The sequence below is a fragment of the Pectobacterium peruviense genome (genome assembly GCF_002847345.1).
Lineage (GTDB): Bacteria > Pseudomonadota > Gammaproteobacteria > Enterobacterales > Enterobacteriaceae > Pectobacterium > Pectobacterium peruviense.
In genome coordinates this window covers 46,992-67,310 of sequence record NZ_LXFV01000003.1, presented here as the reverse complement: position 1 = coordinate 67,310, position 20,319 = coordinate 46,992, and the positions used below count along the sequence as shown (strand labels likewise).

18 protein-coding genes and 1 riboswitch are annotated in these 20,319 nt (G+C 53.5%); of the genes, 13 read left to right on the top strand and 5 right to left on the bottom strand.

Features of this window, described 5'->3' with window-relative positions:
• Positions 1–924 precede the first annotated feature (924 nt).
• The 3 genes from uvrB to A0G03_RS03630 all read left to right on the top strand — a co-directional run bounded on the left by uvrB (position 925) and on the right by A0G03_RS03630 (position 4,100).
• Positions 925–2,937 (top strand): excinuclease ABC subunit UvrB, encoded by a 2,013-nt coding sequence (gene uvrB / locus A0G03_RS03640; protein ID WP_048260909.1) that lies wholly within the window; start codon positions 925–927, stop codon positions 2,935–2,937.
• A gap of 28 nt (positions 2,938–2,965) precedes the next feature.
• Complete coding sequence (locus A0G03_RS03635; RefSeq protein WP_048260901.1) at positions 2,966–3,397, top strand: VOC family protein; 432 nt, start codon at positions 2,966–2,968, stop codon at positions 3,395–3,397.
• A 127-nt stretch (positions 3,398–3,524) separates the two neighbouring features.
• Positions 3,525–4,100, top strand: a complete 576-nt coding sequence (locus tag A0G03_RS03630) for a hypothetical protein (protein WP_048260896.1) — start codon at positions 3,525–3,527, stop codon at positions 4,098–4,100.
• Between the two features lie 7 nt (positions 4,101–4,107).
• Here A0G03_RS03630 and yvcK read toward each other — a convergent pair whose 3' ends face one another.
• Positions 4,108–5,016, bottom strand: a complete 909-nt coding sequence (yvcK, locus tag A0G03_RS03625; protein WP_048260895.1) for a uridine diphosphate-N-acetylglucosamine-binding protein YvcK — start codon at positions 5,014–5,016, stop codon at positions 4,108–4,110.
• A gap of 554 nt (positions 5,017–5,570) precedes the next feature.
• A riboswitch (molybdenum cofactor riboswitch) is annotated at positions 5,571–5,719 on the top strand.
• Between yvcK and moaA the strand changes: the two genes are divergently transcribed.
• The 6 genes from moaA (at position 5,707) to A0G03_RS03595 (ending at position 9,279) form a co-directional block, all read left to right on the top strand.
• A complete protein-coding gene (gene moaA / locus A0G03_RS03620) occupies positions 5,707–6,696 on the top strand; it encodes a GTP 3',8-cyclase MoaA (RefSeq protein WP_072062042.1) in 990 nt (329 codons plus the stop codon). Its footprint overlaps the riboswitch before it by 13 nt.
• Before the next feature lie 34 nt (positions 6,697–6,730).
• Positions 6,731–7,249 carry a molybdenum cofactor biosynthesis protein B gene (moaB, locus tag A0G03_RS03615; RefSeq protein ID WP_048260891.1) on the top strand — a complete coding sequence of 173 codons (519 nt, stop codon included), beginning with the start codon at positions 6,731–6,733 and terminating at the stop codon, positions 7,247–7,249.
• 18 nt (positions 7,250–7,267) lie between these two features.
• Positions 7,268–7,762, top strand: coding sequence for a cyclic pyranopterin monophosphate synthase MoaC (moaC, locus tag A0G03_RS03610; protein ID WP_011094349.1), 495 nt, complete (start codon positions 7,268–7,270; stop codon positions 7,760–7,762).
• Positions 7,759–8,004 (top strand): molybdopterin synthase sulfur carrier subunit, encoded by a 246-nt coding sequence (gene moaD, locus A0G03_RS03605; protein WP_048260888.1) that lies wholly within the window; start codon positions 7,759–7,761, stop codon positions 8,002–8,004. The genes moaC and moaD overlap by 4 nt, the downstream gene beginning before the upstream one ends.
• A 2-nt stretch (positions 8,005–8,006) precedes the next feature.
• Positions 8,007–8,459 carry a molybdopterin synthase catalytic subunit MoaE gene (gene moaE / locus A0G03_RS03600; RefSeq protein WP_048260885.1) on the top strand — a complete coding sequence of 151 codons (453 nt, stop codon included), beginning with the start codon at positions 8,007–8,009 and terminating at the stop codon, positions 8,457–8,459.
• Positions 8,460–8,571: 112 nt separating this feature from the next.
• A complete protein-coding gene (locus A0G03_RS03595; protein ID WP_010297658.1) occupies positions 8,572–9,279 on the top strand; it encodes a Bax inhibitor-1/YccA family protein in 708 nt (235 codons plus the stop codon).
• A gap of 326 nt (positions 9,280–9,605) precedes the next feature.
• Here the strand turns inward: A0G03_RS03595 and A0G03_RS03590 are convergent, their stop codons facing one another.
• Genes A0G03_RS03590 through hlyD form a run of 4 tightly spaced genes read right to left on the bottom strand, consistent with a single transcriptional unit; the run spans position 9,606 to position 14,668 of the window.
• A complete protein-coding gene (locus A0G03_RS03590) occupies positions 9,606–10,727 on the bottom strand; it encodes an ABC transporter permease (protein WP_048260882.1) in 1,122 nt (373 codons plus the stop codon).
• Positions 10,728–10,736: 9 nt separating this feature from the next.
• Positions 10,737–11,912 (bottom strand): ABC transporter permease, encoded by a 1,176-nt coding sequence (locus A0G03_RS03585; protein WP_048260878.1) that lies wholly within the window; start codon positions 11,910–11,912, stop codon positions 10,737–10,739.
• The gene (locus A0G03_RS03580; protein WP_048260875.1) at positions 11,905–13,647 is read right to left on the bottom strand and encodes an ATP-binding cassette domain-containing protein; all 1,743 of its coding nucleotides are present in this window, start codon (positions 13,645–13,647) and stop codon (positions 11,905–11,907) included. Before A0G03_RS03580 ends, A0G03_RS03585 begins: the two co-directional genes overlap by 8 nt.
• Complete coding sequence (gene hlyD, locus A0G03_RS03575; RefSeq protein WP_048260871.1) at positions 13,640–14,668, bottom strand: secretion protein HlyD; 1,029 nt, start codon at positions 14,666–14,668, stop codon at positions 13,640–13,642. Before hlyD ends, A0G03_RS03580 begins: the two co-directional genes overlap by 8 nt.
• A gap of 517 nt (positions 14,669–15,185) precedes the next feature.
• Here hlyD and A0G03_RS03570 point away from each other — a divergent pair.
• From A0G03_RS03570 to A0G03_RS03555, 4 genes are read left to right on the top strand one after another with little or no spacing between them, the layout of a single operon-like run.
• Positions 15,186–17,294, top strand: coding sequence for a TonB-dependent receptor (locus A0G03_RS03570; protein WP_048261147.1), 2,109 nt, complete (start codon positions 15,186–15,188; stop codon positions 17,292–17,294).
• Positions 17,284–18,303, top strand: a complete 1,020-nt coding sequence (locus A0G03_RS03565) for an ABC transporter substrate-binding protein (RefSeq protein WP_048260868.1) — start codon at positions 17,284–17,286, stop codon at positions 18,301–18,303. Before A0G03_RS03570 ends, A0G03_RS03565 begins: the two co-directional genes overlap by 11 nt.
• Positions 18,300–19,289, top strand: a complete 990-nt coding sequence (locus tag A0G03_RS03560) for a FecCD family ABC transporter permease (protein WP_048260867.1) — start codon at positions 18,300–18,302, stop codon at positions 19,287–19,289. The genes A0G03_RS03565 and A0G03_RS03560 overlap by 4 nt, the downstream gene beginning before the upstream one ends.
• On the top strand, positions 19,282–20,313 hold the full coding sequence (locus tag A0G03_RS03555; RefSeq protein WP_048260865.1) for a FecCD family ABC transporter permease: 1,032 nt from the start codon (positions 19,282–19,284) through the stop codon (positions 20,311–20,313). Before A0G03_RS03560 ends, A0G03_RS03555 begins: the two co-directional genes overlap by 8 nt.
• Positions 20,314–20,319 lie beyond the last annotated feature (6 nt).

Sequence of the window (20,319 nt, the reverse complement as noted above, 5' to 3'; positions counted from 1 at the left end):
GACCCGAATGAAATGATGGTCGGTCTACAGCGGTATTCCTGCCGCTATTATGGCGATGAGGATTTTTGGTAAGCCATCGCTTGTGTTTACTCATCGTAAGATTGTTGTTGTTTTTTACCCGCATCCCTTTCATGTAGATAAAATCTACATTTTTATCCAAATTAATAGATAAAACCTTCTTGAGTTTTTCTCTAACCCCCTGCTACGACTGAATTGTGGCATTTTAGCCCTCCGCTGTTTTTAGTCTTTTTCCGTCTAATACTTATGCGATAAATCACAGAAAGAGTGTGAAGAAAATCCATATCAGGGAGAATCACGAATGAAGCAGGTATTTCTCTAACTCAGTGCTGATGCGGGGTTGTGGGAGTTATCCACCATTTCTGTGGATAACTATGTGAATTATGGATAGACAACACGTTCTAACCGAGAGCTGGCGCGGGTTGTCGCTAGGTTGGCGCTATTCTCCACGGTTTTTCTAATCTATTTATTATCATATGGTTAAGTAAAATCAAGCGCCTTGAACAGTAACGATGCGTAGTTGCATAAATTAACGTCACGGGTCATCCCTACATGTTACATTTTTATCAAAGCTGGGGATAAAGCATCATGATTTTATCTGGTAGATTGAATATGAATGTGCTAGCAAATTCATTTGTCGATTAATCATCCAACCCAGCGATAATTTTCTTGATGCTGTTTTTATATCCAGTATCATGATAGTGGCAAATTTCGCTATTGGCACTCAGAATAAAGCATCGCGTGTTTAACGTTGTAGGGCGATGTTTGTTTGTGCGGTGAGTTGTGTCTCTGACGTCACAGCCTGTGCCGGATATCGTCAGTCTATGCCCTTTACCTGCCTCCGTGCGTCCACCCACGAACATCGTATTTAGCGATGAGTAATAACGATAAGTAGCGTGTTTAACGATGAGCAAAGCATTTACACTGAATTCCGATTTTAAACCAGCAGGCGATCAGCCTGAGGCCATTCGTCGTTTAAAGGAAGGTCTGGAAGACGGGTTGGCGCACCAAACGCTGCTCGGGGTAACAGGCTCAGGTAAGACGTTCACGATAGCCAACGTGATTGCCGATCTCAATCGACCGACGATGATGCTGGCGCCTAATAAAACGCTGGCAGCCCAACTGTACGGCGAAATGAAAGAATTCTTCCCCGATAATGCCGTCGAGTACTTCGTCTCGTACTACGACTATTATCAGCCGGAGGCCTATGTTCCAAGCTCGGACACCTTTATCGAAAAAGATGCGTCGGTTAACGAACATATCGAACAGATGCGTCTTTCTGCGACAAAAGCGCTGCTGGAGCGGCGCGATGTGATCGTCGTGGCCTCGGTATCCGCTATCTATGGTCTGGGCGATCCCGATCTCTATCTGAAAATGATGCTGCACCTGACGCAGGGGATGCTGATTGACCAGCGTGCCATTTTACGGCGCTTGGCTGAATTGCAATATGCCCGCAACGATCAGGCGTTTCAGCGCGGTACCTTCCGCGTGCGTGGCGAAGTGATCGATATATTCCCGGCGGAATCTGACGAAATCGCGCTGCGCGTTGAATTGTTCGATGAAGAAGTGGAACGGCTGTCGCTGTTTGACCCGCTGACGGGTCATATCCTCCAAACGGTGCCGCGCTATACCATCTATCCGAAAACGCACTACGTTACGCCACGTGAGCGTATTTTGCAGGCGATGGAAGACATCAAGGTTGAACTAGCCGATCGCAAGAAGGTACTGCTGGCGAACAATAAGCTGGTGGAAGAACAGCGGCTGAGCCAGCGCACACAGTTTGATCTGGAGATGATGAACGAGCTGGGTTACTGCTCCGGCATCGAAAACTACTCACGCTATCTTTCTGGACGCGGCCCCGGCGAACCGCCACCGACGCTGTTTGACTATCTACCAGCCGACGGGCTGCTGGTGATTGATGAATCCCACGTTACGGTGCCCCAGATCGGCGGTATGTATCGTGGCGACCGTGCGCGTAAAGAGACGCTGGTCGAATACGGTTTCAGGCTGCCTTCCGCGCTGGATAACCGGCCGATGAAATTTGAAGAGTTTGAAGCGCTGGCCCCGCAGACGATCTATGTGTCTGCGACGCCAAGCAACTATGAACTGGAAAAATCGGGCGGTGACGTCATCGATCAGGTGGTTCGTCCCACCGGGTTGCTCGATCCGATCATTGAAGTACGACCTGTCGCGACACAGGTGGATGACCTGCTTTCCGAGATTCGCCTGCGTGCTGCGATTAACGAACGAGTGCTGGTGACGACGCTGACCAAGCGGATGGCGGAAGACCTGACGGAATATCTGGAAGAACACGGCGAACGGGTACGTTATCTGCACTCGGATATTGATACCGTCGAGCGTGTGGAAATTATCCGTGATTTGCGCCTGGGTGAATTCGACGTGCTGGTTGGCATCAACTTGCTGCGTGAAGGACTGGATATGCCTGAAGTGTCGCTGGTGGCGATTCTGGATGCCGACAAAGAGGGCTTCTTGCGCTCCGAACGCTCCTTGATCCAGACGATTGGCCGCGCGGCGCGTAATTTACGCGGCAAAGCTATTCTTTACGGCGACAGAATTACGGCATCGATGGCGAAAGCGATTAGCGAAACGGAACGCCGTCGCGAGAAGCAGGAAGCCTACAATACGGAACACGGGATTGTACCGCAGGGGATCAATAAGAAGATTTCCGATATTCTGCAATTGGGACAGTCTGCGAACAAAGGCAAAGGGCGAGGCAATCGTAAAGCGGCAGAACCAGCAGCGCGTTATGAACTGATGACGCCGAAGGCGCTGGAACTGAAAATTCGCGAGCTGGAAAGCAAGATGTTGACGCATGCACAGAACCTTGAATTTGAAGAAGCTGCGGCCCTGCGCGATGAAGTGCAGGCGTTACGCGCACAATTTATCGCTGCATCCTAGCGGTGCACGCGTTCACTGAGGATCGATGATGGATCATGCTATACCGGGTGTAGATGTGTTGTTTGTGGCAGGTTTCGGGCCAATCGTGAAATCACTTTCTGCCAGCCATGCGCTTTATGTCGATACGCTGAAGTTGCCGCTGAAACCTGTTGCTGAAGGGAGCGATTATCTGGTGACTGATGTGATGGATGGCGTGAAGCATTTCGCGCTGTGGCCACTGTCACAGGCCAGTGAATCCTGTTTCGGATTGGATAATTGGCCTGCGTCGCACCCTGAACCGCAAAGTTGGCTGGAGTTTGAAGTGGCTGACATGACGGAAGCGACAGAGGCGCTTAAAGTGCAGGGCTATACACTGCTGGTAGAAAATCGTCTTGAACCTTGGGGCCAGCAGGTAACTCGTTTCCTGAGCCCCGAAGGGATTCTGATTGGCGTGACTTATACGCCGTGGCTGCGGGATTGAAGGGGCTGCCATTAATGATCTCTTTTTGATGCGATGCTTCATTGTCAGGAGGACCTAGAGAAAATACGGCGGTCACTAACGACATCTGAGAACGGCTAGCTTCTGAGGCAACACGAGGTTTTAAGGGATGATTGATAGGGAATTAATCAAAAATAACGCCAAAACATTTCTTATTGTTGTTGCGGCGCTGTCTGGCTGGACGATATACAACTACCAGCAAAAAATGCAGTTTGAGGATTATCGCAATGAGCAGCTCAATCAAATTCGCGAAAGGGAACTGGCGTTGGTAAAGCAGACGTCAGTTGTGGATTTTCGTGAACAGCAATTGGCAACGCGCGAAGAGACTCTTGATAGCCAGATTCGGCAAATCGCTGAGCGTGAAGGGCGGCTTGATCTGCGTGAGCAGAATGTCGCGCTTTCGGTTAAGTCGCTGGAACCTGAATTAAGAATCAACAAAGTACGTGATGACCTTTCTGCTTTGATGAGCAAGTTCTCCGATTTAGGCGTAAACCTCGCTCATCTCCCACCGTGTAATGACGCCGATATGCTGAAACGCTATTTTCAGGCTGAGGCAATTCTGCATGAGATTGGCAGCCGTGCTCAGGCTGCGAAAATATACGAGGAATACCGCCCGTTCATCAGCATGAATACTCCCTCGTTGGTGAACATGGAGCGCTGTGAAAGCCCGAAAATCCCACGGTAGTGTCAGTCTATCCCAGCTTTTGCAGCACGACGTCGATGGCTTGGCGCAGTAATTGACGGTCGTGATGATGGGGCACATCCTCCGCAGCCAACGCCTGCTGCACGACCAGACGGTCACCTATCTGGCTGACATCAACTTTTGGGCCGACGATTGCTGCATCAATAACCGGTTTCCCCACTTTGCGTTCAATCCAGAACAATTTTTCCGCCAGCGTCAGGCGAGCAGCGGGATTGCTTTGTTCATTGCCTAGGTTGCCAATGTACACCATGGGTGCGGGCGTGCGGCGGAGCGCCTGCGTTAGATCCTCGAGCAGCAGCAACGGCATTAGGCTAGTAAGGAAACTGCCGGGGCCAATCAAAATCAGATCGGCTTTGGCGATGGCATCAATGGCCTCACGCGTTGCTGGTACGGTTGGATACAGCATCAAATCTTGCGGTAAGGCCGCCAACTGATCGATCTCGACTTCGCCATAAACGGGGTTACCTTGCTCATCAATCGCCATTAAATCGACAGGATGCTCGGACATCGGAATTAAAAAGGCGTCCACTTTGAGCAAATTGCGAATCAGATTGATAGCTTCCAGCGGACGCACGCTCAGGTGATCGAGCGCTTTTAGCATCAGGTTACCCAGATTGTGCCCAGCAAGCTCGCCGTTACCGTTAAACCGGTATTCAAACATCGCAGAGGCTACGCTGGGTGTGGTGATCAGTTGGTTCAGACAGTTGCGCGTATCGCCCCAGGCAAGCCCGCCTTCGGCGCGACGGATGCGGCCGGTAGAACCGCCGTTATCTGTGGTCGTGACAATGCCGGTTAGCCGTGAACCTAGGGAAGAGAGCGAAGACATTACACGACCTAAACCGTGTCCGCCTCCTAACGCGACAACCCTGTCGAGGTCGGCCAACGTGCGATTGCGCATAGAGAACCTTATGAATAAGCCAGAGGAATATGAATAACGTGTATACCCGTCATACTTCAAGTTGCATGTGCGTTGGCTGCGTTCAAATACTCGGCCCGTCGTGGGACTCGCCCTGAAGGGCCGCTGCAAGCAGCGTTCAAATCTGCTCCCGGCAGATTTGTCACCCGAATCACTTACTTGAGTAAGCCCATCGGGGGTCCTTCCCTTGCCGGTTACGATGCTCATTGCCGAGCATCGCCCTAGCGGGCCAACGCTTCGCGTTGTTCAAAACGAGTACGTTTTGTCCTGAAACTCGAATTATTTAGGGTATAACAATTGCCGCTAAGGTAGCTGATTTCACCTTAAAAGGCGAAAAATCCTCACACTGGCATGACCTGAGACAATTTCTACCACACATTTTCCCGTATGCTGTGCAACATAAGATATTGAAAATACGTTATATATTATTTTACATATCGATTTTGAGAGTGGTTAGCAGGGCTTTTTCGCAGTAAACTGCTCAATGAAATCACGGTTCTTTACTGGTAATCCTACCGTTGTCTGACGGATAACCGATGAGAATCAAACTCCTAGCCTTGGTGCCTAAGTTATGCGCTTATTGCGCGTGATACGGTGTCTTGGCCGTGGCCTTCGCGGTCACCAGGGTGCGAGGTAGAAATGCCTGCATCTCCCGTATTTGGAAAGGTGTTTATGGTGAGTCAACTGACTGATGCGTTTGCGCGCAAGTTTTACTATTTGCGTCTGTCTATCACAGACGTCTGCAATTTTCGTTGTACCTACTGTCTGCCGGATGGTTATCAGGCCAATGGCACCAATCCACATCGCTTTTTGTCACTCGATGAGATTCGTCGCGTCAGCCGCGCCTTTGCTGAATTGGGGACGGAAAAAGTTCGTCTCACCGGCGGTGAGCCGTCTCTGCGTCGTGACTTCGTCGATATCATTGCTGCTATTCGAGAAAATCCAGCCATTCGTACGCTGGCGGTGACCACCAACGGTTACCGTCTGGCTCGCGACGTGGCGCAATGGCGTAATGCCGGACTAACGGCACTGAATGTCAGCGTTGACAGCCTGGATGCGCGCCAGTTTCATGCGATTACTGGGCAGGATAAATTCCGCCAGGTGATGGATGGCATCGATGCGGCGTTTGACTGCGGTTTTGCCAAAGTTAAGGTTAACACCGTGCTGATGCGTGATGTGAACGCGGGCAGCCTACAAACCTTTCTCGACTGGATTAAACACCGCCCGATTCAACTCCGCTTTATTGAACTGATGGAAACGGGAGAAGGGGGCGAGCTGTTCCGCCGTCACCACGTTTCCGGCGAGGTAATTCGCCAGCAGCTATTGCAGCAAGGGTGGCAACAGCAGCAACGTGCACGCAGCGACGGTCCTGCTCAGGTGTTCTGCCATCCAGACTATCAGGGTGAAATCGGGCTAATCATGCCGTATGAGAAAGATTTTTGCCTGAGCTGCAACCGTCTTCGCGTGTCTGCTATCGGTAACCTGCATCTGTGCCTTTTTGGTGAGCAGGGCATCCCCCTGCGTGATTTGCTGGCTGACGATCGTCATCTCGATGATTTGAAAATGCGTATCTCGGGTGGATTGTCGACGAAGAAGCAGACGCACTTCCTGCATGAAGGCAATAGCGGCATGACGCAAAATCTGTCATTTATCGGCGGTTAATCCGCGACATCACTGATTCTTAAAGGAGCCTGACATGAGCAAAGTCAGCAGCGAATTTGTTTCTCTCAATCTGGCGGTACTGACCGTTTCCGAACGCCGTACGGCGGAAGACGATACCTCCGGCGACTATCTGCGCGAAGCAGCACAGTCCGCAGGGCATCGTATTGTCGACAGCGCTATCGTGAAAGAAAATTTGTACCAGATTCGCGCACAGATCTCGGCGTGGATTGCCAGCGAGGAAGTACAGGGTATTTTGATTAACGGTGGCACGGGCTTTACGGCAGGCGATGTAGTGCCGGAAGCCATTGGTGTTTTGTTCGATCGCGAAATTGAAGGTTTCGGTGAACTGTTTCGCATGGTGTCGTATGAAGATATTGGCACCGCGACACTGCAATCCCGCGCGCTTGCCGGTCTGGCTAATCAGACGGTGATTTTTGCCATGCCGGGTTCGACTCGCGCTTGTCGAACGGCGTGGGAACGTATCATTCAGGAACAGCTGGATGCGCGTCAGAAACCGTGCAATTTTTACCCGCACTTAAAAAAATCCTCTTAACGATAAGCCTTACTCACTATGTCATCATCTAAGCCACAATTGACCCACATAAACGCCGCTGGCGAAGCCGCAATGGTAGATGTTTCCGCCAAAGCGGAGACCGTGCGTGAAGCCCGTGCGGAAGCCTTCGTTGAAATGGCACCGCAGACGCTGGCGATGATTATTGCCGGTAGCCACCATAAAGGCGATGTGTTTGCCACCGCGCGTATTGCTGGGATTCAGGCCGCAAAACGTACCTGGGAGCTGATTCCGCTTTGTCACCCGCTACTGCTGAGTAAAGTGGCTGTCGAGCTGGAAGCACAGCCGGAGCACAATCGAGTTCGCATCGAGTCCGTGTGTCGCCTGACGGGGAAAACCGGCGTGGAGATGGAAGCGCTGACTGCTGCTTCTGTTGCCGCGCTGACCATCTATGACATGTGCAAAGCCGTGCAGAAAGATATGGTGATTGGCCCAGTGCGCTTATTGGCGAAGAGTGGCGGAAAATCCGGTGATTTTACAGCGGAGGGGTCATGATTAAGGTTCTGTTTTTTGCACAGGTGCGTGAACTGATCGACACAGACAGCCTGTCGCTGCCTGCTGATTATGCCACCGTAGAGGATGTTCGACAGGCGTTGTGCCAGCGTGGGGCTCGTTGGGAATTAGCATTGGAATCCGGCAAGTTGTTGGCAGCGGTAAATCAGTCGCTGGTTGAGTTGACGCACCCGCTACAGGATGGCGATGAAGTGGCATTTTTCCCACCGGTAACGGGAGGTTGATCGTGGCAGAAACGCGCATTCAGGTCGGCGAAGAGAACTTCAACGTAGGTGATGAATACCAGTGGCTGTCGCAGTGTGATGAAGATGGCGCGGTGGTGACGTTTACGGGGAAGGTGCGTAATCACAATCTGGCGAAAAATGTCAGCGTGTTGACGCTGGAACACTATCCCGGCATGACGGAAAAGGCGCTGGCGGAGATTGTCGAGCTGGCACGCGAACGTTGGGAACTGCCGCGTGTGAGCGTGATTCATCGAGTCGGCGCACTCTATCCGGGCGATGAAATTGTGTTTGTTGGTGTCAGTGCTGCCCATCGCAGCGCGGCATTTGATGCCGCCCAATTCATCATGGATTACCTGAAAACCCGTGCGCCATTCTGGAAGCGGGAAGCCACGCCGGAAGGCGAGCATTGGGTGGAATCACGCGACAGTGATAAACAGGCCGCGCAGCGCTGGTAGTCGATTTCTGTGTTAGGATAAAAGGATGGCGGGGAGAGAATATTCAGTCTCGATCCCCCAATCAGGCGGTTCGCGCCGCGTTAATCAGATAACTTTATGCAAAGGTAACATCATGGACAGATATCCACGCTCTGGTTCAATCGTTGAGCGCTCGCAGTCTGGTCTCCAAGCCTATATGGCACAGGTTTATGGTTGGATGACCTGTGGCCTGCTGCTGACGGCGTTCGTCTCCTGGTATGCGGCGAATACGCCCGCCGTACTGAATTTTGTTTTCTCCAGCCAGATCACTTTCTTCGGACTGATCATTGCCCAACTGGGGCTGGTATTTGTCATTTCCGGCATGGTACAGCGCCTGAGCGGCACCGTTGCCACGTCGCTGTTTATGCTCTATTCCGCGCTGACGGGGCTGACGCTTTCCAGCATTTTTATCATGTACTCCGGTGAATCCATTGCCAGCACCTTTGTCATTACGGCGGGGATGTTCGGGGCGATGAGCCTGTACGGCTACACCACGAAGCGTGATTTAAGCGGCTTTGGCAGCATGTTGTTTATGGCGCTGATCGGGATTGTTCTGGCTTCGCTGGTGAACCTGTGGCTGAAAAGCGAAGCGCTGATGTGGGCTGTAACCTATATCGGTGTGGTGGTGTTTGTCGGTCTGACCGCGTATGACACCCAGAAGCTGAAAAACATCGGCGAGCAGTTGTCTGTTGATGACAAAGATAGCTTCCGCAAATACTCCATCGTCGGCGCGTTGACGCTGTATCTCGACTTCATCAACCTGTTCCTGATGCTGCTGCGTATTTTCGGTAATCGTCGTTAAGGACAAGGCTGTAACCTAAATCCTTCACTGCTTTATGTTAATGAGTGCAAAGATTTCGGGCGTGTCAAACACAGTGTTTTCTGTGCCTCATCACACGCCCGACAAGGAGCACTTAGTCGCCGCAGCTCCTTGACCTATGGCTCTTTGGCGTTAATTGTGTCGCTACGCGGTGCCTTTGGCGCTCGTGTCCGCTATTCGTGCCGCCCAGTGACGCGTTCCCGACGCGACACTGGCTTTCGCGGCGTCCTGCCGCTCACACGGCGACCACGCCACCTCAGCACAATTTTTTACGCCTCTAGTTATCTGTTTCCCTTACCTACCTGATATTAAGCAATATTCCGTCGAAAAATGGCGTAGGCTGCCGAACCGGTGGTTAGCGTGATGATCAGCAGCGGCCATAAGCTGCCCCAGATAATGCTGAAGTCCGCGTCCTTGAGGTAAATCTGCTTCGTTATATCGGTGAAGTGACGGATGGGGTTAATCCAGGTGATGTGCTGTAACCAAATCGGCATGTTCTCAACCGGTGATACATAGCCGGAAAGCAGGATGGCGGGCATCAGGAAAACGAATACGCCGATAAACGCCTGCTGTTGCGTGGAACAGAGCGAGGAAATCAGCAGGCCGAAGCCGACCAATGACAGACCATAGATCAGCATCGTGCTGTAAAACAGCAGCAGCGATCCGGCGAAGGGGATATGGTAAATCAGTATGCCCGCTAGCAGCACTATCGTGGCCTGAAATGTGGCGACTATCAGCGCAGGCACGGCTTTGCCAATGAATATCTGGCTAGTCGATAGTGGCGAAACCAGTAATTGTTCCAACGTACCTTGTTCCCGCTCGCGCGCGACGGAGAGCGCCGTAACAATCAGCACGCCGATAGTGGCAATCATGGCAATCAGCGACGGCACCACAAACCATTTATAGTCCAGATTTGGGTTATACCAGTGGCGTACCACCAGCTCGCTGTTGTTATGAATAGCGCTGCTTTGAGCTGGTTTGGCCGCCAGCAATTCCAACTGATAATCCCGCACGATGTGCTGCACATCGTTGGCGGCGATCTGCGCGCTGTTGGAGCGTCTGCCGTCCAGAATAAGCTGAAGTGAGGCGCTGTTCCCGCTGGCAATATCACGCGAGAACTGCGGCGGGAAACGCAAAATCAGCAGTGCTCGCTGGTTATCCAGCGTCGGTGCCACGTCCTGCGAGCTATGTAGCATCAACACGTGAGAAAAGGACTTTGCCTTGGCAAAGCGCTGCGTCAATTCTATGGCGTGGGGGCCGTTATCTTCGCTGTAAATCGCAATGGTTGCGTTGGTCACGTCGAGTGTTGCGGCGAAAGGAAACAGGGAAACCTGAAGGATAACGGGCAGCACTAGAATGGAGCGCGTTTGCGGATCGCGCAGCAGCGATTGCAGTTCCTTAATAATCAACGTCCACAGACGATGCAGCATAATCGCTCCCTAATCCAGCCTGCGCCGGGTTTGCCAGGCCGTCAGGCCAATAAAGACAATCGCCGAGAGAATCAGAAACAGCAGGTTTGTCATCAGCACGGTACCGATATTTCCTGCGAGAAACAGCGTTTGCAGCGTGCTGACGAAATAGCGCGCCGGGATGATGTATGACACGCCTCGAACAAATTCCGGCATGCTGTCAATTTCAAAAATAAAGCCAGACAGCATGATGGCGGGTAGAAATGCTGCATTCAGCGCAACCATGGCAGCGTTGAACTGGTTGCGGGTGAGGGTGGAAATCAACAACCCCATACCCAGCGTGCTGGCAAGAAACAGGCTGCTGATAATAAACAGTAAAATCAGTGAGCCGCGATAGGGCACCTGCATGATGAAGGTGGAGACCAGAATACACAGTGTCATGGCGATCATCCCAAGGACGTAATACGGGATGAGTTTGGACAGCAGCAGTTCTGCACGGGTGACCTGCGTAGAGAGTAGCGCTTCCATCGTCCCGCGTTCCCACTCGCGGGCAATCACCAGTGAAGTGAGGATGGCGCCAATCACCGTCATGATGATGGTAATCGCGCCGGGAATAATGAAATGTTGGCTGATGGCGGCTGGATTAAACCAGTAGCGCGATTGCACCTCAATAAGTTGCTCGAACGTGTGGCCGCGATCTTCTGCTCGCTGCTGTTGCCAAAGCAGCCAGATTCCTTCCGCATATCCCTGAACAAAATTTGCCGTATTGGGTTCGCTGCCGTCGGTGATGACCTGAATTGGCGCGCTATCGCTTGGTCGTGCCAGCCGTTCGGCAAAATCAGAGGGAATCACGATCAGGCCACGAATGCTGCCAGCCTGCATTTGCTGAATCAACTGCTGGCGGTTATTGCTGATGGTCGGCGCAATAAACGGCGAGGCCGCAAACGTATTAGCCAGATCGCGTGCGTCTTCACTCTGTTGTTCCAGCAGAATACCGACGTGTAGGCGGCTGGAATCCAGATTGATGCCGTAGCCAAAGATAAAGAGCAACAGCAATGGAATCACGAAGGCAATTAACCCGCTGCTGGGGTCGCGCAAGATTTGGCGCGTCTCTTTCAGGCACAGCGCCCGAAGACGACGCCCCGAAAAGTGCGTGCTGCCGTGCTGGCTCGCGTTGTCTTGTTCAGCGCTATTTTGTTCAACCACGTTCTGCCTCCCCGTCGTAAGTCTGAATCAGCGTAATAAACGCCTCTTCCATCGTCGGTGATGGCGTCTGTGTACTGGCGGCTTGATGCTTCAACTCGTCCGGCGTACCGCTGGCGATTAGTTTGCCGCGATACACCAGCCCGATGCGGTCGCAGTATTCGGCTTCGTCCATGAAGTGGGTGGTGACCATGACGGTGACGCCGCGGTTGACCATGCCGTTGATATGTATCCAGAACTCGCGCCGAGTTAGCGGATCGACACCGGAGGTCGGTTCGTCGAGAAACAGAATATCGGGTTCGTGCATGAGTGCACAGGCCAGCGCCAGCCGCTGTTTGAAGCCCAGCGGCAGGGCATCTGGCGTTTGGCGGTAAATCGGTTGGAAGTTGAAGGCCTCGGTCATTCCGGCCATTTTATCGCGCTGTGCTTTGCCCGTTAGCCCATAAACGCCGGAGAAAAATCGCAGATTCTGCTCGACGGTCAGATTGCCGTAGAGCGAGAATTTTTGCGCCATGTAGCCCAAATGCTGGCGTGCTTTGCCGGAGCTGGTTTTCAGATCCATATCAAGCACCAGCGCCTTGCCCTCGGTTGGCACCAGCAGACCGCACATCATCTTGAAGGTGGTTGATTTGCCTGCACCGTTCGGGCCGAGCAGGCCGAAGATTTCACCGCGTTTCACCTGAAAGCTGACGTGATCAGTCGCGGCGAAATCGCCAAATTTTTTCGTCAGCGCCTGTGCTTCAATCACCGTTTCGCCGCCGCTGATATCAATCTGCGGCATGATGCTCGCCAGCGATGAATCACTGGTTGGGCCGCCGCCCAGCAGATCGATAAACGCATCTTCAAAGCGCGGATCGGTATCGTGCAGGCTGCCGCTTTCCAGATGCAACGCTGAGAGCAGCGATGCCCGATCTGCCTCCGGTTTGAGCATCAGTCTGACGTATTGCCCTTGAATCACGCCGTCGCTCACCTGCGGCAGACGCAATGCTTCTTGCAGCACATCCCTGTGTCGGCGAGTTCCGGTATCAACCAGTATGCAGCGTCCCGCCATGCGTGCGGTCAGATCGCGTGGCGCACCGCGATACAGTAGCTCGCCTTCATTCAGCAGCAGCACATCCCGACACTGTTCCGCTTCATCGAGATAAGACGTGCTCCATAGGATTAACATGCCATCGTCAGCCAATTCGTGCACCATCAGCCACAGCTCACGGCGGGATATCGGGTCGACGCCCACGCCCGGTTCATCCAGCAGAAGCACCTTAGGTTGCCCCAGGAGCGTACAGGCCAACCCCAGTTTCTGTTTCATGCCGCCGGAGAGTTTGCCTGCCAGTCTGTCGGTAAAGCGAGTCAGGTCAGTAAACGACAGTAAGCGGTCAAAGGTTTTTTTGCGCACATCGCCGGTGATGCCGCTCAGGTCGGCATACAGCGTCAGGTTTTCCATCACCGTTAGATCTTCATACAGACCGAATTTCTGCGGCATGTAGCCCAGAATGGCATGGAGCTGACGATCTTCTTTGATGGGATCCAGATTCGCCACACGCAGCGTACCGTTGCTGGGCGTTAATAACCCCGCCAGCATGCGTAGCAGGGTGGTTTTCCCCGCGCCGTCGGGGCCGACTAGTCCGGTCACTGCGCCGCTGCGTATCTCGGCGGTGAGGCTGGCAAGCGCCGGTTTCTCCTGTCCGACAAAGCGCTTCTCCAGCCCGTCCAACGCAATCTGCGTGGGGGAATCAGTCATGACGAACGGGCTCACTGGCGCGATGGGTATCTGCAGTGCGCGGCTCTTCAAAACGCAGCGTGACCGGCATCCCTTGTCGTAGCCCATCATCGGGATCGGTAACTACAATGCGTAGGCGGTAAACCAGATCGGTACGTAAATCTTCCGTTTCGACGCTTTTCGGTGTGAATTCGGCACTTGGTGACACAAAACCTATCTTGCCGCGATAAGGCTGATTGGGGCGGCCATCGGTGTAAATCAGCATTTGGCTACCGGGCACAACGCGGCCGAGATCTTTCTCGCTCGCGTAGGCGCGTACCCAAATGGGGCGAGTCAGTGAGAGGGTGAAAACGGTACTGCCTGCTGCCAGCATGCTGCCTTTCTCGGCGGCGCGAGTGAGGATCACGCCGGGAGAGGGGGCAAGCAGTTCGGCGTCCTGTTTATCTAATTCCGCCTGTGCCAGCCCAGCTTCGGCCTGTGCCACTGCCGCCTGCGCGGCGGCAATTTCCTGTGGTCGGTTACCGCTTTCGAACTGGCTTAGTTTATCTTTCGCTGCTTGTAGTGCCGCAAGCGCCTGATTACGCGCCGTTCTGGCATCGTCTAGCATGTTGGCGGAAATGGCGCGTTTATTCCACAACCCTTGCTGACGCTGGTAGAAGCTATTGACGTAATCATAGGCAGCCTGACTCTGAACAGCCTGAGAGCGTACCTGCGCGATCTCTTCCTGCCTGTAGCCTTCCTGCGCCAGTTGAAGCTGTGCCTGTGCGCTGGCGAGGTTTGCCTGTGCTTGGTGCTGGGCATTCAGATAAGGCGCAGCGTCGAGCGTTGCCAGCGGTTGGCCTGCCTGCACGGCATCGCCCTCATCAACGTGTAATTCGGCCACTCTACCGCCGACGCGGAAGGCCAGATTGACGGTGCGGATATCCACATTGCCGTAAAGCGTTAATGGTTTTTCCCGCTGCTGATAGTGGTGATAAAAGCCGTAACCCGTACCGAGCAGGATAAGGACGATGGCAGCGAACGCCAATTTTCTCTTGTTCATCACACATAGTTCCTTGTTTGTCTGCGGTGTGCTTGTCGGCGGTAGCGATCCCGCAGGCCGTTAAAAGGGCACGTCGTTTCTTATTTCTGGAGGCTCTTAATCATATGACGGGTTACAGGGGGGGATGGTGATTTGTAGTGATCGAGTTCACAAAAATACATGTCTCTAACCATGATTCACCCGCATCGCTGGCTATATCCGACATAACATCTTCTTTTTGTTAAAAAAGTGAAAATAAGCTGTAGCTATTGTAATTAATTTCATTGAATGATAATAATTGCCATTAGCAATTGCATTTTCATTGGTACTGACATAGTGGCCTGCCAGCATTGACGTTGTGCCATAGGGTGTAAACCCTGTGTTCAATGCCAGAGCCGATAGTGATCCGCCAAAGTGTTTCGCGTAAGACGAAGCATTTTGGCATTTTTTTGTCTGTGCTGCGGCGAGTGGTCTGCCACAGGCGATGATTTTTATTCACGGTTGGATATATAACCAAAGGGGAAGGACAGTGAACCAGATGCGCACTTTACTTGCATTGATGCCATGCGTGCTGATTGCTCCGGCGTATGCACAGGATGACACGACCAAAAAGGGTGATTCGAGCGGTGATGAGATGGTGATTACCGCCTCTCGCTCGAATATCCAGCAGCAGAAAGCGCCGCAGGTGGTCACGGTGATTACCAAAGAGCAAATCGAGCAGCAGATGCAGGTCACCTCCGACTCATCGCAAATTCTGAGCAATCTGCTTCCTTCGTTCTCCCCCAGCCGTCAGAAAATGAGCGGCAGCGGTGAAACCTTCCGCGGTCGTGCACCGTTGGTTCTGATCGACGGTATCCCACAATCCAACCCGCTGCGTCCGACTTACCGCGAGATGCACACCATAGACTACTCGATGGTTGAACGCATCGAAGTCATTCACGGTGCCAACGCCACCAACGGAATGGGCGCGACGGGAGGGGTGATTAACATCATCACCCGCCGCCCGGAAAACGGTTCGTTTAATCAACATGTCAACGTACAGACCACGCTCCCGACTGAGAAGGTTCGCGGTGAAACCGCCAGCTATAAAACCACCTATCGGGTCGATGGGCGTGAAGACTATCTCGACTACCTGTTCTCCATTGGTTATGAGAATCAGGGACTGTATCTGGACGGCAACAATCGTCCCGTCGGTGTGGATAATACCCAGGGCGATACCATGGACTCCCGCTCTTACGACCTGTTAGCGAAAGTCGGGTACTGGCTGGATGACTATCAGCGTGTTCAATTGAGCGTGAACCGCTATAACATCAGGGGTGAAAATAACTACCTTAGCGTAGACGGCGTGCGCAGGCTCGGTATTCCGACAACGTCGGTACGCGGCACGCCGCCGGGTGAAGCGCCGCATAACAGTGTATGGACCACGGGGCTGACTTATGAACACCACGATCTGGCGGGGATGAAACTGTCTGCGCTGGTGTTTAATCAACGCTATGAGGCGCTGTTTGGTGCAACCCTGTCGGATACTTTTCAGGATACGTCCATTGCTCCTATTAATACACTTTACGATCAGTCGCGCGCGATTTCCAATAAGTACGGTACCAAGCTGGCGCTGACGAAAGATGACCTGCTGGATGACACGCTGAAAGTCACGGTCGGTTTCGATACGCTGTACGATAAGGGGAAGCAGGATCTCTACCTGACCAAGCGTACCTATGTGCCGGAGATGGAATACACAAACTATTCACCGTTTATTCAAGGCGAATATCAACTGCTGGATAACGTCACGCTGCACGCGGGCGTACGCCATGAAATCGCTAAGCTTCAGGTCAACGATTATCAAACGCTGGCGTCTAACAATGGCGTGACGGTACAAGGTGGCAGTCCGAAATTTAATGAGACGCTGTATAACGCCGGTATCGTCTATGCGGCAACAGATTCCCTCAGTCTGTTTGCCAACTACTCGGAAGGATTTGGGATGCCGGATGTGGGGCGTGCGCTACGTTCCATCAACAGTACGGGTATTAGCCTGAAAAATTTTGACGGCTTTAAGCCGATAGTCACGGATAACGTAGAGACGGGATTCCGGTTCAAGAAAGATCGTTTCGATCTCGAAGCCAGCTACTATCAATCCAACGCCAAATTGGGTGAGCGAGTGGTGCAGAGTGGGGATGTCTTTACTTCCCAACGTCAGCGAACGCGTATTCAAGGCGTAGAGGTCACTGCGGGCTATCAGATCAATGAGCAGCATAAAGTCAACGCGTCTTACGCCCATATGGAAGGAAAATATGACAGCAATAGCGACGGTAAGCTGGATAAGAAGCTTAACGGTTTGAATAATGTTGCGCCGGATCGGGTCATCGCCAGCTGGTCTGCGAACTGGAACGATCAATGGAGTTCGTTTGTGCAGGCGAATTATGCTTTCAGCCGCAGCTTTGACGATGCGGGATTGGCGTTTGACGGTTACCTGCTGGTGGATGCTGCCGTGGGGTACAAGCTACCGTATGGTCGCCTCAATGTGGCAGTGGCGAACCTGTTGGACAAGCAGTACATCACCTACTATTCGCAGGCGGCACAGGCCAATGACACGCGCTATTTCTCCGGGCGTGGTCGCACGATGACGCTGGGTTATTCGATTGATTTCTAAGATTACCCTATTTAGCTATGCCTCAAAATCAGCAACACGGTCGCGTTTTTCGCTGGCCGTGTTGTTGTCTTTTCTGCTGGTGACGCTAGCGCAGGCGGCTGAATCGCCGCGTCAGGTTCGGCATGCGTTGGGTGTGACCACCGTGACGGGGACGCCGCTGCGTATAGTGACGCTATTTCAGGGCGCGACCGACTCCGCTGTCGCGCTGGGAATCAAGCCGATTGGCGTGGTGGAATCATGGACGGAGAAGCCGATTTACCGCTATTTACGCCCCGCGTTGCAGGGCGTGACGCTAGTCGGGCTGGAAACGCAGCCCAGTCTGGAGACCATCGCGTTACTCAAGCCCGATCTCATCGTAGCCTCTACTTTTCGACATGAGAAAATCTACGGTCTGCTGTCGCAGATCGCGCCAACCATCGCACTGGACAGGGTGTCTGAATTCAAGGAAACGGTACAGATGATGGGCGTAGCGCTGAACAGGGAAGATAAGGCACACGAGATTTTATCCCACTGGGATCGACGCGTGAATTCGCTGCGTGACAGGCTAAAGGCGCGATTTGGCGATCGCTGGCCGCTCAGTGTTTCCATTCTCGAATTCCGTGAAGATCACATGCGTACTTATCTGCCCGCCAGCTTTGCCGGATCGGTGCTGTCGGAAATCGGCTTTGTCTGGTCGCGGCCGGAAAGCTACACGTCAGGTGTAATGCAAAAGCTTACCAGCAAAGAGAGTATTCCCGTGGTGGATGCCGATCTATTCTTTGTGCTGCTGCGTTCAGACAAACCTGCGGTGGCGCAGAATTATCGAGATTGGCAGGCTCACCCGCTTTGGCAGCGGCTACGTGCACCTCGGCAACAGCAGGTGTATCCAGTCGATAACGTGGCCTGGAGCCTGTCTGGCGGTATTTTGGGCGCGAATAATATGTTGGACGATATCGAGCGACAGTTTGCTGGTAAAACGGAACCCGCTAGCAAAAAAAACGATATTGCAGAGGAGAGTCAGACGCGATGAGACAGTGCATCGTGATGGCAGCGGGTATCACACTGCTGCTGTTGAGTATCGTCGCTAGCCTGATGCTGGGACAAACCACGATTTCATTTGGTGCCGTGTTCAGGGCGCTATTCTATTACGATCCGCAGCAGATCGATCACATTCTGGTGCTGACGACACGCCTATCGCGGACGGTGATTGCCATCGTTGTCGGTGCCAGCCTCGCCGTTGCTGGGGCGCTAATGCAGGCATTGACGCGTAACCCGCTAGCCTCGCCGGGGATATTTGGCATTAATGCCGGAGCCATGTTTGCCGTCGTACTGCTGTCTTCGCTGTTGACCTTTTCCTCGCAGGTTGCGTTGGCATGGACGGCCTATCTGGGGGCCGCTGTGGCTGGCGTCATGGTGTATGTGTTGGGAACGTTGGGCAATGCGCGTTCCAGTCACTTACGCATCGTGCTGGCCGGTGCCGCGATCAGCGCGCTGTTTATTTCGTTTACGCAGGCGCTCCTAGTGATCAATCAGGATGGGCTGGACAGCATGCTGTTCTGGCTGGCCGGTTCGGTATCCGGGCGCAACCTGTCGATGCTGTTACCGCTGCTGCCGTACTTTGTTATCGCGCTATGCCTCACGCTACTGCTGTCGCGTCATCTGAATATTCTGGTGGCGGGCGACGAGATCGCCAAAGGACTGGGGCAGCGAACCGCACTGGTGCGCGCGTTGTCTGGGCTGTGCGTGATCGGGTTAGCGGGTGGTGCAGTGGCGATAGCCGGAAATATCGGTTTTATCGGGCTGATTGTGCCGCATATTGTGCGGCGCGTGCTGTCAGCCGATCACCGCTGGCTGTTGCCCGGCTGTGCAATTTTCGGTGCCACGCTGCTGCTGCTGGCCGATGTTGCCGCCCGTTTGCTGATTGTGCCGCAGGAAGTGCCGGTCGGGGCAATGACCGCGCTATTAGGAGCGCCATTCTTCATTTATCTGGCGAGAAGGGGACTGCGACATGGGTAATGTGTGTACCGTGCGCGTAGGGAGCGTTTCGCGCCAGATTGATTTACGTACCTCAGCGGTGGCGCTCTCGCTCCTGCTGGCGCTATTAGCTGTCGTGTTTCTCTCGCTGTCACTGGGACAGGTTGTGCTGTCGCCCACGCAGGTGCTGTCGGCGCTGTTGGGAAAGGCAGACAGCGGCATACACTTTATCGTCAACGATCTGCGTTTGCCGCGTGCACTGCTGGCACTATTAGTCGGCGGCGCGCTGGCGATATCTGGTTTGATTCTGCAAAGCATCGTGCGCAATCCGCTGGCCTCGCCGGATATTCTGGGGATTACCAGCGGCTCATCGGCGGCGGCGGTATTCTTTCTCTCGTTTCTGGCGACAACGATAAGCCAGCGTTGGCTCCCACTGGCGGCAATGAGCGGGGCGTGGATTACGGCGATCGCTATTTATCTACTGGCCTGGAAACAAGGTGCATCACCGCTGCGCTTGGTGCTGGTCGGTGTTGGACTGTCTGCCATCATGGGCGCGGCGGTTACGATGATGCTGGTGTTTAGCCCGATCGGCACGACATTGACGGCCTATGTGTGGCTGACGGGCAGCATCTACGGCGCACAGTGGCAGCATGTGTCAGCGCTGGCGGGCTGGCTGCTACTTGGTGCACCGTTTCTGGTGGGGCTGGCGCGGCATGTCAACGTGCATGAACTGGATGACGCGCTGGCCTGTGGTGTCGGACAGTCTGTCGGACGCATCCGGCTCGCGCTGTTGACGCTGAGCGTCGCGCTGGCTGGGGCGGCAATTGCCTACGCCGGTGCGATGGCGTTTGTCGGCTTGCTGGCACCACATATTGCGAAAAAGCTGGCGAGCCGTTCATTTCCCGGACTGGCGCTGGTGTCGGCGCTGACGGGCGGCTTATTGGTGATGGTGGCCGATTTAATGGGTCGTACGGCGTTCCTGCCGCTGGATTTACCTGCTGGCATTTTTATCTCTGTGCTCGGAACGCCCTTTTTTATCTATTTATTGCTTCGGCAACGCTATTGAGATCGC